The sequence below is a fragment of the Priestia sp. JV24 genome, assembly GCF_025910025.1.
Classification (GTDB): Bacteria; Bacillota; Bacilli; order Bacillales; family Bacillaceae_H; genus Priestia; species Priestia megaterium.
On record NZ_JAPCIN010000024.1, the window covers coordinates 165,966 to 181,334 of the forward strand.

General features: G+C 38.3%; 13 protein-coding genes. 4 read left to right on the forward strand and 9 right to left on the reverse strand.

Going from position 1 to position 15,369, the window contains the following annotated elements; all coding sequences use genetic code 11:
- Positions 1-77: 77 nt before the first annotated feature.
- Positions 78-2,594: a preprotein translocase subunit SecA gene (secA, locus tag OK414_RS26505; protein ID WP_034648353.1), complete on the reverse strand. Its 2,517-nt coding sequence runs from the start codon at positions 2,592-2,594 to the stop codon at positions 78-80.
- A 226-nt stretch (positions 2,595-2,820) separates the two neighbouring features.
- On the opposite strand from secA, the gene OK414_RS26510 reads away from it, so the two are divergent.
- Positions 2,821-3,225 carry a GNAT family N-acetyltransferase gene (locus OK414_RS26510; protein WP_016765889.1) on the forward strand — a complete coding sequence of 135 codons (405 nt, stop codon included), beginning with the start codon at positions 2,821-2,823 and terminating at the stop codon, positions 3,223-3,225.
- A 71-nt stretch (positions 3,226-3,296) separates the two neighbouring features.
- Here the strand turns inward: OK414_RS26510 and hpf are convergent, their stop codons facing one another.
- From hpf to OK414_RS26535, 5 genes are all read right to left on the reverse strand, one after another.
- On the reverse strand, positions 3,297-3,848 hold the full coding sequence (gene hpf, locus OK414_RS26515; protein WP_013059750.1) for a ribosome hibernation-promoting factor, HPF/YfiA family: 552 nt from the start codon (positions 3,846-3,848) through the stop codon (positions 3,297-3,299).
- A gap of 189 nt (positions 3,849-4,037) precedes the next feature.
- Positions 4,038-4,439, reverse strand: coding sequence for a flagellar assembly protein FliT (locus OK414_RS26520; RefSeq protein WP_234943174.1), 402 nt, complete (start codon positions 4,437-4,439; stop codon positions 4,038-4,040).
- Entirely contained in the window at positions 4,379-4,780 is a 402-nt protein-coding gene (gene fliS / locus OK414_RS26525) for a flagellar export chaperone FliS (protein WP_025752547.1), read from the reverse strand. Before fliS ends, OK414_RS26520 begins: the two co-directional genes overlap by 61 nt.
- 16 nt (positions 4,781-4,796) lie before the next feature.
- Entirely contained in the window at positions 4,797-6,599 is a 1,803-nt protein-coding gene (locus tag OK414_RS26530) for a flagellar hook-associated protein 2 (RefSeq protein ID WP_216875709.1), read from the reverse strand.
- A 202-nt stretch (positions 6,600-6,801) separates the two neighbouring features.
- Positions 6,802-7,482, reverse strand: coding sequence for a hypothetical protein (locus OK414_RS26535; RefSeq protein WP_016765892.1), 681 nt, complete (start codon positions 7,480-7,482; stop codon positions 6,802-6,804).
- 331 nt (positions 7,483-7,813) lie between these two features.
- Here OK414_RS26535 and OK414_RS26540 point away from each other — a divergent pair, with 331 nt between their 5' ends.
- Positions 7,814-9,211, forward strand: coding sequence for an amino acid permease (locus tag OK414_RS26540; protein WP_034648348.1), 1,398 nt, complete (start codon positions 7,814-7,816; stop codon positions 9,209-9,211).
- 37 nt (positions 9,212-9,248) lie between these two features.
- Here OK414_RS26540 and OK414_RS26545 read toward each other — a convergent pair whose 3' ends face one another.
- Complete coding sequence (locus tag OK414_RS26545) at positions 9,249-10,961, reverse strand: sodium:solute symporter family protein (RefSeq protein ID WP_047931143.1); 1,713 nt, start codon at positions 10,959-10,961, stop codon at positions 9,249-9,251.
- A 628-nt stretch (positions 10,962-11,589) separates the two neighbouring features.
- On the opposite strand from OK414_RS26545, the gene betB reads away from it, so the two are divergent.
- Positions 11,590-13,080, forward strand: a complete 1,491-nt coding sequence (gene betB / locus OK414_RS26550; RefSeq protein WP_263045914.1) for a betaine-aldehyde dehydrogenase — start codon at positions 11,590-11,592, stop codon at positions 13,078-13,080.
- Positions 13,081-13,101: 21 nt separating this feature from the next.
- Positions 13,102-14,304: an iron-containing alcohol dehydrogenase gene (locus OK414_RS26555; protein ID WP_074681776.1), complete on the forward strand. Its 1,203-nt coding sequence runs from the start codon at positions 13,102-13,104 to the stop codon at positions 14,302-14,304.
- 42 nt (positions 14,305-14,346) lie between these two features.
- Here the strand turns inward: OK414_RS26555 and cudC are convergent, their stop codons facing one another.
- Positions 14,347-14,901, reverse strand: coding sequence for a choline uptake/conversion transcriptional regulator CudC (gene cudC / locus OK414_RS26560; protein WP_034648343.1), 555 nt, complete (start codon positions 14,899-14,901; stop codon positions 14,347-14,349).
- 228 nt (positions 14,902-15,129) lie between these two features.
- Positions 15,130-15,360, reverse strand: coding sequence for a carbon storage regulator CsrA (csrA, locus tag OK414_RS26565; protein WP_263045915.1), 231 nt, complete (start codon positions 15,358-15,360; stop codon positions 15,130-15,132).
- Positions 15,361-15,369 lie beyond the last annotated feature (9 nt).

Below are 15,369 nucleotides of genomic sequence, written 5' to 3' on the forward strand. Positions count from 1 at the left end.
TTTTGACGCACAGGAAGGAAATGAGAAGACTCATTTCCTTCCTGTACTAATTCATTCTATACTAATTGACTCTTACTTTATGATTCTTTACCGCAGCAGTTTTTATACTTTTTGCCACTTCCGCAGATACAAGGATCATTTCGGCCAACTTCTATTGCATTTACTTTTGGCTTCTTCTTAGCCGGCGCATCTCCTTCTTTTGGATGAACAGCCGCCTGACCTTGCGCTACCTCTTGACGCTCAAGGTTGTTGTTAATTTCTGCTTTCATGATATACTTCGTCACTTCTTCTTCAATGCTTGCAATCATATTTTCAAACATCGCAAAACCTTCCATTTGGTATTCGCGAAGAGGATCTGTTTGGCCATACGCACGAAGGTGGATACCTTGGCGAAGCTGATCCATCGTATCGATATGATCCATCCATTTAGAATCAACTGCTCTAAGAACAACAACTTTTTCAAATTCACGCATTTGTTCTTCAGGGAGCTGCTCTTCTTTTTCATTATAACGAGCTTTTGCATGATCTACCAGCAGTTCTACCATTTCTTCAGGCTCTTTACGGCGAAGATCTTCTTCTGTGACTTCACCTTCCTCAAGAACATTAGCATTTACGTAATCAATAATCGCTTGTAAATTCCATTCTTCTTCTAATTCTTCACGCGGTGTGTTTACTTCAACCACACGCTGTAGAGTTGATTCAATCATACGTTCTACAATCGCACGCAGGTTGTCTGAATCAAGTACTTCAAAGCGCTGTTTGTAAATAACTTCACGCTGTTGACGAAGCACGTCATCATATTGAAGCAATTGTTTACGCGCATCGAAGTTATTACCTTCAACGCGTTTTTGAGCGGATTCAACAGCTCTTGTTACAATTTTACTTTGAATTGGCTGTGAGTCATCCATACCAAGGCGATCCATCATTGCCATCATATTATCTGAACCAAATCGGCGCATTAATTCATCTTCCATGGATAGATAGAATTGAGATACCCCTGGATCCCCTTGACGTCCAGCACGTCCGCGAAGCTGATTATCAATACGGCGTGATTCATGACGCTCTGTACCAATTACAGCAAGACCTCCAGCTTCAACGACACCTTCACCTAGTTTGATATCTGTACCACGACCGGCCATATTTGTTGCGATTGTTACCGCACCTTTGTGACCCGCATTTTCGATAATATCCGCTTCACGCTCATGCTGTTTTGCATTTAAAACGTGATGAGGAATGCCTTTTTTCTTTAATAAAGCTGATAAAATTTCAGATGTTTCAATCGCAACTGTACCAACAAGAACAGGCTGTCCTTTTGCGTGGCGCTCAGCAATATCATCTACTACCGCATTAAACTTGCCTTCCATTGACTTATAAATTAAATCTGCTTTATCATCACGTGAAATTGGCTTGTTTGTCGGAATAACAACAACGTGCATATTGTAAATATTACGGAATTCTTCTTCTTCCGTTTTAGCTGTACCCGTCATACCTGATAATTTTTCATACATACGGAAGTAGTTTTGGAATGTGATCGTAGCTAACGTCATGCTTTCATTTTGAATCTCAACATTCTCTTTAGCTTCGATAGCTTGATGCAAGCCGTCGCTAAAACGTCTTCCTTTCATTAAACGACCAGTAAATTGGTCAACGATTACGACCTGATCTTCATCAATTACGTAATCCACATCATTTTGCATCGTTACATGTGCTTTAAGCGCTTGGTTGATGTGATGGTTTAGCGCTACGTGTGAAATATCAAATAAGTTTTCAATGCCAAATGCGCGCTCTGCTTTTGACATACCTTCTTCGGTTAGCTGAACGCTTTTTGTTTTGATATCAAAAGTAAAATCGGTTTCTTTATCAAGCGTGCGAACGAATGCATTAGCTTGAATATAAAGAGCAGTCGATTTCTGCGCGCTGCCGGATATAATAAGCGGCGTACGTGCTTCATCAATTAAGATAGAGTCAACTTCATCGATTACGGCAAAATGAAGCGGACGTTGAACCATTTGTTCTTTGTAAAGCACCATGTTATCACGTAAATAGTCAAATCCGAGTTCATTATTTGTACTATACGTAATATCCGCTGCATATGCTTCTTGCTTTTCTTCACGCGTTAAATGGTTTAAATTTAAACCTACTTTCAAGCCTAGGAATTCATATAAACGACCCATTTCACTAGCATCACGGCTCGCTAAGTATTCATTGACTGTTACTACATGTACACCTTTTCCTGTAATGGCGTTTAAGTATACAGGCATAGTAGCTGTCAACGTTTTACCTTCACCCGTTTTCATTTCCGAGATATTCCCTTCATGCAGAGAAATACCCCCCATTAGCTGAACTTTGTACGGATACATGCCTAACACACGTTTCGCTGCTTCCCGTACAACCGCAAAAGCTTCATCTAATAGGTTATCGAGCGATTCGCCATTTTGGTAGCGTTGTTGAAATTCAGCCGTTTTTTCACGAAGCTGATCGTCTGTTAAAGACGCTATTTCAGGACCTAACGCATCAATTTGGTCCGCCATTTTTTCTAAACGGCCGATTTGGCGCTGATTGCCGTCAAACACTTTTTTAAATAATCCAAGCATATTAAAACGCTCCTCTATTTATAATCAGTACATTTTATACTATTTTCATTCATATCTGTATCTTTCATTATAAAACATTCTGAGTAAAATTGTAACATTGCAGCTAAACAAGTAGCAACTTGTACCCTTTTTCGTCTGTCTCTTTACTAGTACTACTCTATTAACAAGTTATTTTCTATTGTGATTTCCCCTGCCTCACTCTTACAATAAAAAAGGGGAATGTAGAATGAATATTCAATCGATTACAAAAGAACAAGCTTGGGAAGTCCGACATACCGTCATGTGGCCTGATAAAGATTTCAGTTATATTCAGCTGAAAGATGATCCATTAGGCATTCACTATGGACTGTTTGAAGAAGGAGAGTTAAAATCAGTTGTTTCCTTATTTATAACAGGTAATGAAGCTCAATTTCGAAAATTTGCTACTCTCAAAGAAGAACAAGGAAAAGGATATGGCAGTCGTCTACTAGAGGAGGTTTTTCTCAAAGCTAAGAACCTTGGGGTACGAAAGATCTGGTGTAACGCACGAGAAAATAAAGTCTCTTTTTATCAGGCATTCAACATGAAAGAAACCACGCGTGTATTCACCAAATCTTCTACGCGCTATGTAGTGATGGAACTATTTTTTTAAGCAGCTAAAAAGCAGCGTGCGGAGGCACGCTGCTTTTACTTTACTGCTCTTGTTTAAGAGAGCCTATAATCTTAGTTTGGTTCAATCAATCCATATCGTCCATCTTTTCTTCGATATACAACGTTTGTAATGTTGGTCTCAGCGTTTGTAAACACAAAGAAACTATGTCCTAACATATTCATTTGCAAAATAGCCTCTTCACTATCCATTGGCTTTAAGTTAAATCGTTTTGTACGAACTAGCTCTAATTCATCTTCTTCAGTTGCAACTGCTACGTTCGCTTCGCTTTCTAATGCTGCGAACAGATACTTCTCAGCGCCTTTTTCACGCATTTTTCGATTTACTTTTGTTTTATGTTTACGAATTTGACGCTCTAATTTATCTAGGACAAGATCGACAGCTGCGTATAAATCACTGTGTGTCTCTTCAGCTCTCAATACGAGATCATTCATTGGGATTGTGACTTCTATTTTTTGATCGTTATTGTAGACTTTTAAGTTTACATTTACGTCAGCAGTTGGTGTTTCGTCGAAATAACGCTCTAACTTACCAAGCTTTTTCTCTACGTATTCCCTAATTGCTGGAGTCACCTCAATGTTTTCACCGCGAATGTTATACATCATGTTCGAACTCCTCCTTTAATCCATTGCTATACCTCTACAATTCTACAATACCCGACACAATCCCTTCCTAAACTATTAAAATTTTTTGAAAATTTAGTTAAAATTTATGGAACCTGAGAAAAGTTTATGAAAAAACCAAAAAAATAGACCTTCTTCATAAGAAGAAGGGTTGTATTTTTTTACGCAGGATTAATTTTTTTTATCGTAAAACATTCCATCAAACGTTTTTGTTTCGTAAGGGTTTACATATCTGTTACTATGCTTTTTTTTCGCTTTTAGCAAACGGAGATCTACCATAATTTGATGCCGAATTAAGATGAGCTTTTGATCAATTTCCTTATTCATTTCGACAATTTTCTTACCAATCGATTCATTATCCCTACTTTTTGGCGGCAGTTTCTCTATGAGGTCACGTCTTTTTAATAGAAGATACTCTAACTTTTGAATGCCTTCTTCTCGATTTTTGTCAGAAAATGTTTGAATAAGCCGATAAATCTCATCAGTTAGCTGATATAGGTCGTTAATCATATTTATGCTTGACCGCCGCTTCCATGGACTTGCTGGCGGTGAAGCTGCACGACTTGCTTCCATGTATCGCGGAATTCTGTTACATATTGTTCCGCTTCATCCAAGCTTGCTGTGTCATTTTTTGTATTTGCTTCAATTAAACACTGGTTAATATAGTCATACATAGCCATCATAGACTTAGCAACTTGCACGTTTGTATCAAGGGTAATCATTAATTCTTGAATAATATTTTGTGCTTTTAACAGATTCGTATTTTTCAGCTCAATATTTTTTTCCTGTATGCCTGTTCGTGCAAGTTTGATAAATTTTAAACACCCGTTATACAGCATAAGCGTTAACTCTCCTGGAGAAGCAGTCTGAACAGCTCCTTGCTGATACGCTTGATATGGATTATTTGCTGCCATAAACGTTCACTCCTTCTTAACTAAAATATTGCGATAACTGCGCGCTTTGAGCATTTGCATTTTGAATAGCTTTTTCCATTGCTGTAAACTGACGATAATACCGGTCCTCTACTTGTGTGAGCCTGCTTTCAAAACTAGTGATTTGGCTATTTACGCTTTTTAAATTCCGCCCAAGTAAAAATTGTTCACTTGTCCATGTTGAACGGCCAGCGCGCTGCTCAACTTTGGATACGGTTTGAGTAATCGTATCTCGTAAACGTCGTACAACCCCTTTTTCACTTGTTGTACTTCCACTTTTCATAAATAAATCCATCACAGACTGAGGATCTTTTTCAATTGCTTCTTTTAATTTAGTTCCGTCGCCTTCTATGACTAGCTTGCCTCGATCGGTATAGTTTGCGCTAGTTGAAATGCCAATGTCGGTTAGCTGCGAAAATCCTCCGCTCATTCCTGATACAGAGGCATACCAGTTAGAACGCATTTGGTTTAGCCCGCTTGATAAAATTGAGTCTCCTTTTAACAAACCGCTTTTCGCCTTTTCATCCCACTGCTCAGCTTGTTTATCGGTTAGTTTTTCTCTTTCTTCATCAGTCAAAGGCTGATAGTTCCGGTCTCTTTCTTCCGTAATCTTCCCATTAATTTTCTCAATCAGTTCATTGTATTTGGTCACGAAATCTTTAATTGTATCAAATACTTTTTGCGTATCATTACTTACGTTAACGCGCACATCTCCTGTGAAATTGTTTTGAAGAGTATAGGTAACGCCTCCCGTTGTAAATGTATTGGACTTACGAGTTGTTTCTAGACCGTTTAGCGTGAATTTTGCGTCTGTTCCTTTGGCATCACCGGCGAGCTGTAAAAAGCCCGTCAAAAATCCTCCTGAAAAAACCATGTTTGAACCATCCGCACTATCAGCAGAAGATAAATTTCCTGTATCTTTACGAGTCATGACAACTTTATTTGTTCCTTCATCGAAAAAGGCTGAAATGCCTACTTTTGAATTGCTGATTTGTGTGAGAAGGGTGTTTAATGAGGTGGAACCGTCAAATTCAAATGGCGTACTTCCCCCATCTTGAATATTTCCTGTTGCTTTGCCTGTACTATCATAAGTTGTCACAGAAAAGTTCAGCACATTTTGCTGATACGAGAACGCTTCAATTGTACTGCCGCTTGTTAATGTTGTACCAAACGTCATTTCACCTGTGTCTTCGTTAATGAATACTTCATTAGAATTTATAATTCCCGCCGCTGTTCCTATTCTTACGGTATAGGCTTTACTTGTACCATCCGTGGTAACAGATATAGAGTTTAAAGTGCCTGTGTTCTGATTTACAGCAGAAACAGCACCTTTAGCTAATTTCACTGTACTAGTATCCGCACTTAATGTTATGGCAGCTTGTTCCACTGTTTTCTCAGTCCACACACTTGAATCCATCGACCCGCGTTGAGACCACAAGCTTTTCGTCGGATCTATACTAGAATCAATACTAGTGCTAATACTCTGAGCAGCAGTCGCCATTGTCACGTTTGAAAGAGTATAAGAGGCATTTGCTGCTGAGGAAGTAGCTGCTGCTTTTACTTTCGTTTCATCCGATGAAGATACCGTTTTGGATGAATAAGAAGACTGCAAGGTCATATTAAAAGCGAGATTATTAAATTCTGATAACAGCAAGTTCATAGAGCGATAATCATCTCGCTGCCACTCTAACGTTTGCTTTTGTTTTTTCATTTTATCAATAGGCATACGTTCAGCCTTCATTAAATCACTGACGATTTGATCAATATCCATTCCACTTGCTAGCCCACTTACTCTTACCACTTACCATCACCACCGTTTTTTTATTCATCTATCCATCAACTGTTAGTCATAAAATATGAGTGTATTTTTTCGAATCTTCTTATTCGTTCATAGGTTCAACACTTCTCTATTTTGTATCGGTAAAACAAACATTTTTTTCATAGGTCAAATGGTGCAAGATAGAAAAAGCTCACTTATTTTTCTACAATAAGTGAGCTTTTTATTATTGGCCAAGCAAGTTCAGTTTCTGGGATAAATTTCTTTGAATATCCTTAGGAATAAGGTATGGTGCTAGATTTATAATATCTCGTAACGAATCAATGGTTACAGAGGCAGATAAATTTATATATTCATCCGTTGTATCTGCTTGCTCAAACGAAATGGAATCTGGCAAATTATTGAGCAGAGTAATTTCATTCATTTCTTTATCGACCGTGACATCAGAAGCCTTATCAATATTTAAGCGATCCCAGACAAGTGACATCGGAATCGGCATTCTTCCTAAATGCACGCTATTCACCTTTAAAACAAGCTTTCCATTTTCGGCATTTGGTGTTACGTCAACTATAAACTGTGATTCCATAAAAGATACTACATGTTTATTAATATAAAATTTTATATGTTTTGGAAGCAACACAGCTTCTGCTCCGTCAACCGTTTCATCATTTTCGTAAAGGTAGCTGCGCAAATAATCATTAACATCGCTCTCGCTTAATCGGTATCCTAAAATAGGAGAGCCTCCGTTCAGTTCTAGCGACGTCGCATGAGCGGACTTTTCTTGTGCCAGTGAAGATAATGAAGCAGTCTGATCAAGTTTTTCAATATTTCTGACTGGACTAACGAAAAAGTACAACCCAACTAAAAGGATAATAAATAGAAAAATAACAGCTATAAATTTTCTCAAACACATGCACCCTCTCAAACATTCTTCTTGGAATATAATACCGATTTCTCTTTTATCATACAAGATAAATAAGATGTATGTCGAAAACTTGTATAAAATGTACGTATATACCAGACGTCCCAAACGGTGAATAAGTCTACGATGAATAAATCAAGTCTTTTTAGACTTAAAAAACGACAATTTTAGTAACTTAAAGTCGATTTTTATAGGAATTTGATAATTGGCACACTTCTTGCTTATTATAAAGGTAAGGGGAGGAATTTCTATTTATATTTTCAGAATTTACTTTATTTTCTAATAGTCTTTCGATAATTTTAAAGGAGTGAATACGATGGGAAACAAAACAGAATCACACGGAAAGTTAAAGCAACGTCACGTTTCCATGATTTCCATTGCAGGTATTATCGGAGCCGGCTTATTTGTAGGAAGCGGATCCGTTATTAATGCAACAGGCCCAGCAGCAGTAGTTTCATATGCAGCAGCCGGACTGCTAGTCGTTCTATTGATGCGTATGCTCGGTGAAATGGCTATGGTAAACCCAGATAAAGGCTCATTCGCAACATATGCTCAGCAAGGAATTGGCGCATGGGCAGGTTATGCTGTCGGATGGCTTTACTGGTTTTTCTGGCTAATTGTAATTGCGATTGAAGCCACTGCAGGAGGAGCAATTGTTCATGAATGGCTCCCTTCCGTACCAATTTGGCTTTTAAGCTTAATCTTAACCTTTGCATTAACTTTAACAAACTTGTTCTCTGTCAAATCATTTGGAGAATTTGAATATTGGTTTGCTATGATTAAAATTGTGGCAATCGTTGCTTTTATGGGAATCGGTTTAGCTATCATTTTCGGATTAATCCCAGGTACATCTTCACCTGGTCTAGCTAATTTAACGGGCCACGGAGGCTTTATGCCAAAAGGTACGAACTCTATCTTTTTGGGAGTTATCACCGTTATTTTCTCTTATTTCGGGGCGGAAATTGCGGCTATTGCAGCTAGTGAATCAGAAAACCCAGCAAAAGCTATCACAACTGCTATTCGCAGTGTCGTATGGCGAATTTTAATTTTCTATATTGGTTCAGTTGCTATTTTAGTAACTCTTTTACCTTGGAACTCAGCTGATTTACTAAAAAGTCCATATGTAACTATGTTAGAAATGGTCAATATTCCAGCAGCTGCACAAATTATGAATTTAGTCGTATTAGTATCCGTTTTGTCTTGCTTAAACTCTGCTTTGTATACGAACTCACGAATGATTTTATCATTAGCTCAAAAGGGACAAGCTCCTCGCGCTTTAGCAAAAGTAAGCAAATCAGGCGTGCCGGCAAGAGCCGTATGGATTAGCACAGCTGCCGCATATGTATGTGCTATCTTTAGCTTCGTTTCGCCGGATAAACTCTTTTTATTCTTAGTTAATGCATCAGGAGCCATTGCTCTTATTGTGTACTTAGCTATCGCTATTTCTCATTTACGCCTGCGTAAGAAAATGATTCAAACCAACCAGCCAATTAAAGGAATGAAAATGTGGTTGTTCCCGTATTTAACATACGTAACAATTGCTGTTATTACCGTGATCTTCTTATCGATGGCATTTATTGATTCGATGCGCTCACAGTTTTTCTTAACTCTTGGATTAACCGCTGTGGTTCTTCTTTCATACTCGTTCATCAAAAAAACAAACAACAAGCGACCTGACGATCAATTTTCCGAGTCAGAAAATATTGCAAAATAAAAAAGCCGCAGATGCGGCTTTTTTATTTTGCTTTTGATTATTTCTCAACCGATAGGTCACGATGAAGATTTCGAAGCGGCTGAGGAGGGCAAATACGTCGCGTCGCGTAAGAAACGATAAAAATAGTTAACAACCCGCCTACCATCGCAAATGTGCGAAACGGAAACATGACCACTCCATCTTCAATCATCGGATACGGAAGCAGCGCTTTTAAATGAAGCAGCGGTTCTCCTCCACCTATTCGAAGAACAAGAGACACAATAAACCCAGCCAAAGATCCGTACCAGTTAGCTCCTTTAAAGAATAAAGCACAAACCAACTGCGGAAAAAGTATACAATACACGAGGTCCCCTGATAAATACCATAAAGAGTAGACACTCTCAGAGTTCAAAGCAATTAGAGTTGCTCCCGTTCCAATGATAATGATAGAACGTTTAATAACTTTATCTAACTGCGCCTGTGTCGCATTTGGTTTTACAATCGGACGATACACGTTCCAGGCTGCCATCCCCGACGCTGAAAGCAACGAAGCCGCTACTGCAGCCATAACGGCAGCAGCTAGTCCTCCAAGTGCAATCGCTCCTACTAAATCGGGCGTTAGGTATTTAAATACATACGTTAGAATCATGGACGCACTCTCAGGGCTTGACGCTCCAAATGAAGACCAGTCTGCACTATAACCTATCATTCCTATTAAAGTTGGAGGCAAGGCCGCTAACGCGCAAAAGATGCCGGCTGTAATAGATAGCCACATTGCTGCTTTTTCGTTTTTAGCAGATAACACGCGCTGAAAATAAATCTGCCATGGAATACCACCAAAAATAAGTAAAAATGTGCTATCCCACCATTGCCAATATGTATTTCCCCATTTCGGATCTTCCCAGCCTTTTATTGGAGGAAATAAACGAAGAGAACCAGTCATGCCTTCTGAATAAGTAGAAAAAACGGCTCCCACTCCTCCCGTATTCGAAAATGCAAAGGGAAGCACCAGAAATAGTCCTAAAAACATAATAGAAAGCTGTAAGATATCGGTATGTGCTACTGCCCACAAGCCGCCAATCACGGTGTATGCAATGGCAATAAGTGCGGAAAGAATGATGGAAATTGAAAAACTGAGGCCTAAAATCACACCGAATGTTGTTCCTAAAGCAGTTAAGATAGCTGCGCTCCAAAACAGCTCTCCCAGTATAGCTGGAAAATAAAGAACCGTAGCCATTTTCTTACCGAAACGAGATTCTAGAGGATCGAGCATTGTCATAAACTCAAACCTTCTCATCTTTCTAGCAAAAAAGATACCGCCTAAAATCAAGCTGATTGAATAACACCATGGCGCTTGAGTCCATGTCAGCCCTGAGGAATAAACGGTTTCGGCCGTTCCAGCAATATACCCTCCACCTACCCAAGTGGCGGTCATTGTGAACATTGAAATCCATAGCGGCATAGATCTTCCTGCAACAAGCATATCATCTGATTTTCCTTTTTTACTTGCAGCGGCTCGAGCACCAATAAAATAAATAACACCATACATAATGAACATTAAAATGAGGCCTGGCCAATAGAGATCTGGATTATAGAGAGAATAGATAAATGCGACAACCATAAAGATGGAAAATCCTATAATAGTTGTCCATAAGGGGGTTAGTAGACGGTTGTTCCTGTTTGATTTCCCTGAAAAGTCAGAAGTCTCATTCGACTTTTCAGGCCTGGCTTGTTGTGTGTCTGAACGAAATGGCTTTTTAGCATTTTGCATCGTCTCACATCCTTTAAATTGATAAAGAAATCTAAAGACATAATTGTCCTCTATTCCTTTTTCCTACCAGCATACAATTAAACCTAAAAATAGATTTTTTAGAATAAAATATAAATAGTTGGATTATAAATACCAATGCGAAGGGGAGAAATTACGTTTATATAATTATATTAAAATAATTTAAATTGACTTTTTTTATTATTTTGCTAAGAACTCATAATTATTTTCATCTTCCATCTAAACTCCTTTCTTAATTTCCACATTCAAAATCCTTTGTTTCTCAAGGTTTGTATGCAAGCAGATATAGTACTATGGTTAATATATCTGAATGTTTAAGATATTGTCAAAAAAGTTTGAGTGTTTTCATATAAAAAAAGAATAATATTCTCATAGCTCGTACATAAAAAAACCTTTTGTATCAAGGGACATAGCAATCAGTGATTTTTTATTACTTTTTGTTAAATTTTTTCTTAATATCCGAATGATTAGTCTCTTCCAGAGAAGATAATCTAATAAATTCTGAACATTTCGATTTTTTAGATTTGACTAAATTGAATAGCCGATGCTATAATTCGAATTGTTAAGAACGTTAAATATAAATTTAACAAATTCTATTATTTGGAGGTCGATGCTATTGGAACAAACACTGACGCTTGAAAAAATGCACATAAACGGCGAATGGGTTGAAGCACGCAGCGGCGAGAAAAGAGAGATTATAAATCCTTTTAATCAAGAGGTTATCGCTGTCGTTACAGAAGGAACTCGTGCTGATACTGTAGAAGCTATTGAAGCAGCTAGAAAAGCTTTTGATGCAGGTGAATGGTCTAAATTCACAGCGGCCCAAAGAGGTTCTTTACTATTTAAAGTAGCGGAAGAAATTCGTAATGATCGTGAAGAACTCGCTAAACTTGAAACCTTGAATACTGGAAAAACCCTCGTTGAAAGCCTGGCAGACATGGATGGAATTGCTGATGTCTTTCAATACTATGCTGGATTAGCAGATAAAGATGGTGGACAGATGATTGAGTCACCTAATCCCGATTCTGTTAGCCGCGTTGTCCGCGAACCTGTAGGTGTATGCAGCCAAATTACTCCTTGGAATTATCCTTTATTGCAAGCCTCTTGGAAATTGGCTCCGGCACTTGCTGCTGGGAACACAATTGTTATTAAACCAAGCGAAATCACCCCTTTAACAACTATTCATATGATGAAAATTTTTGAAAGAGTTGGCTTTCCATCAGGCGTCATTAACATTGTACTCGGCCCCGGTGCGACCGTTGGACAAGAAATGGCAGAAAGTGACTTAGTAGATTTAGTTTCCTTTACAGGCGGCGGTGTATCTGGACGTAAAGTCATGCAGGCTGCCGCAGGCAACTTTAAAAAAATCGCTCTTGAACTCGGTGGGAAAAATCCGAATATCGTCTTTGCTGACGCTGACTTTGACACTGCGGTTGACTATGCATTAAATGCGGTCTTCTTTCATGCCGGTCAAGTTTGTTCAGCTGGTGCGAGATTACTCGTTCAAGATGATATTCACGATAAATTTGTTTCAGCAGTTATTGAACAAGCCAAAAAAATTAAGCTGGGAGACGGCATGGATGAAGCCACTCAAATGGGACCCGTCATCTCAAAAGAACACCTAGCTAAAGTGGAACATTACATTGAACTTGGGAAACAAGAAGGTGCTTCTCTTGTTTTAGGAGGCAAACGTCCAACTCAAGAATCTTTACAAAAAGGTTTATTCATTGAACCAACTATTTTTACAGACTGTCATGGAGATATGAAAGTTGTCCTAGAAGAGTCATTTGGTCCAATTATGACCATTGAGCGCTTCAACACCGAAGAAGAAGCGGTGGCACTTGCTAACGATACAATCTATGGATTAGCTGGAGCCGTTTGGACAAGTGATATGAATCGAGCTGAACGTGTAGTGAAAGCACTCCGTATGGGAACAACTTGGATTAACGATTATCATCCCTACTTCCCGCAGGCTCCTTGGGGAGGTTATAAGCAATCTGGGATCGGAAGAGAGCTTAGCCACATTGGGCTAGAAGAATATACGGAAATTAAACATATTTATACGAATACGAATCCACAGCCAATGCGCTGGTTTCAATAAAATTCAAGGGGGAATGTAAAGATGTTTATGCGATTTGAAAGAATGGAACGTTTAAAAAGTTTTGAGATGCCAACGGTTGTAAAACATGGAATTGGTGCTGTTAAGCATACTGGAGAAGAAGTAAAAAAACTAGGTGTATCTAAGGTTTTACTAGTAACAGATCCTGGTGTAAAAAAGGTAGGTTTAGCAGATCCTGTAATCGCTAGTTTAAAAGAAGCGGACGTAGACGTTATTCTATTTGACCAAGTAGAAGCCAACCCTTCTATTCACGTGGTAGCAGACGGCACAAAAATGTACAAAGAAAATGGATGCAACGGACTAGTAGCTGTTGGAGGCGGAAGCTCAATGGATACGGCAAAAGCTATTGGTGTAGAAGTAGCTCATAATGCTCCCGTCTTAGATTATGAAGCAGCTGAAGGAAAAAAACCTTTAACAAAACGTATCCCCCCTTTAACAACCATTCCTACAACTGCGGGTACAGGAAGTGAAGTCACACAATGGGCTGTCATTACGGATCCTGTTCGTGAGTTTAAGTTTAATACAGGTGGACCTTTAATTGCTGCCCACTTAACAATTATTGATCCAGAACTTCACGTATCTATGCCTTCACATATTACGGCCGGTACAGGAATTGACGCCTTAGCTCATGCAATTGAATGTTATACATGCCATTTTGCACAACCAATGACAGACTCTGTTGCTTTGTTAGCTATTGAGTACGTTGGAAAATACTTACGACGTGCAGTTGCAAATGGACAGGATATCGAAGCACGCTATGGAATGGCGCATGCAGCTATGCTCGCTGGCCTTTCATATGGAAGTGAATCTGCAGGAGCAGCTCACGCGATGGCTCAAACATTAGGAGGCATTTATCCAATTGCCCATGGCCCTTGCGTAGCAGCAATGCTAGGTCCTGTAATGGAATATAACTGGATGGGCGAGCCTGAAAAATTTGCGCGCATAGCTCAAGCTTTAGGAGTTAATACACACGAATTAACGCTTGAAGAAGCAGCTCAAGCAGCTGTTCGTGAAGTATATCAACTAGTTAAAGATGTACAAATCCCTTCTTTAGAAGAACAAGGTGTTCCAAAAGAAGCGGTTTCTCGCTTAGCTCAAGAAGCATTTAATGATCCACAAACAGTTGGTAACCCTCGTGATTTAACTGTAAAAAGTTACGAATGGATTTATAATCGCTGTTTTGAAGCTACACCATTAACTGTATAAAAATGATAAAAAGGCTGTTGATTCTTCAACAGCTTTTTTTATTTACTCTTTCGCTAATTCTTCATTTAAAATATCGATGATTCTTCGGTCGTCAAAAACTTTCACTACTTTTTTCAAGAAATGATAATAATTTTTGGACTCTATAATCTGCGCTAAATTACGCTTTGCTTTTACTGCGATCTCCTCAGGCACATCTTCATCATTTAAGAGAATCTGCAACTTGTTTTCCGCTTCTTCGATTGCCTCTAAATTAACTGAAATTTCTCTTTGCCACTTCTTACAGAAAAATGAAAAAAAGGACTTAGAAAAATCTTTTTCAGCTTCATATAAGTCTTTTCGAACACCTTTTTTCCACACTTTGTGGACCATATCAATATTTTGCAGTGAACGAATGGATGTACTCATCGTTGGTTTACTCATACCCAATTCTTCACTCATTTGATCTAATGTAACAGGCTCATCCATAAAATAAAGCATGCCATACAGCCTTCCTACTGAAGGTGTGACCCCATATAAATCCATCGTATCAGCTAAAGCGCTGACAACTACATCTTCTGCTTCTTTTAATAAATCATGATACTCTTGAAAATCACTCATTTACTCTTCTCCTCTTTTGTTAAATTTATTTGAATTATACTTAATAAATTTAATGATACATGATAAAAAGGAAAAAAACAGAAATTTAGTTCGATTTTTTTGATAAAAAAGAAGCCTTTCTCTTGAAGAGAAAGACTTAAGACATAGTGGGGAATACTATATGTTTATCTTTCCCGATTTAGATATTATTTATACCGTATATTTTTGATTATTTTCAAACTGATCGTTTTATTTCTTTTTCGGTAATTGTTTCAGCATGTCAATAGCATGTAATGTAATTTGAGAAGCACTTGTATTTTCGTTACGTATTTCTTCATAAATCTCTTGTCTATGAATATCTACAGACTTTGGAGCTTGAATTCCTAACTTTACTTGATCACCATTAACTGCAAGGACGGTCACTTCAATTTCATCACCTATTTTGATTGTTTCATTTAACTTTCGTGTTAAAACAAGCATGGACTCACT

Bases quoted from the DNA above. Each gene is read 5' to 3' on its own strand.
- OK414_RS26520 (WP_234943174.1), bottom strand. From the start codon at position 4,439: ATGGAAGCAAGTCGTGCAGCTTCACCGCCAGCAAGTCCATGGAAGCGG.
- hpf (WP_013059750.1), bottom strand. From the start codon at position 3,848: ATGATGTATAACATTCGCGGTGAAAACATTGAGGTGACTCCAGCAATT.
- OK414_RS26555 (WP_074681776.1), top strand. From the start codon at position 13,102: ATGTTTATGCGATTTGAAAGAATGGAACGTTTAAAAAGTTTTGAGATG.
- cudC (WP_034648343.1), bottom strand. From the start codon at position 14,901: ATGAGTGATTTTCAAGAGTATCATGATTTATTAAAAGAAGCAGAAGAT.
- fliS (WP_025752547.1), bottom strand. From the start codon at position 4,780: ATGGCAGCAAATAATCCATATCAAGCGTATCAGCAAGGAGCTGTTCAG.
- OK414_RS26540 (WP_034648348.1), top strand. From the start codon at position 7,814: ATGGGAAACAAAACAGAATCACACGGAAAGTTAAAGCAACGTCACGTT.
- csrA (WP_263045915.1), bottom strand. From the start codon at position 15,360: ATGCTTGTTTTAACACGAAAGTTAAATGAAACAATCAAAATAGGTGAT.
- OK414_RS26510 (WP_016765889.1), top strand. From the start codon at position 2,821: ATGAATATTCAATCGATTACAAAAGAACAAGCTTGGGAAGTCCGACAT.
- OK414_RS26545 (WP_047931143.1), bottom strand. From the start codon at position 10,961: ATGCAAAATGCTAAAAAGCCATTTCGTTCAGACACACAACAAGCCAGG.
- betB (WP_263045914.1), top strand. From the start codon at position 11,590: ATGCTATTGGAACAAACACTGACGCTTGAAAAAATGCACATAAACGGC.
- secA (WP_034648353.1), bottom strand. From the start codon at position 2,594: ATGCTTGGATTATTTAAAAAAGTGTTTGACGGCAATCAGCGCCAAATC.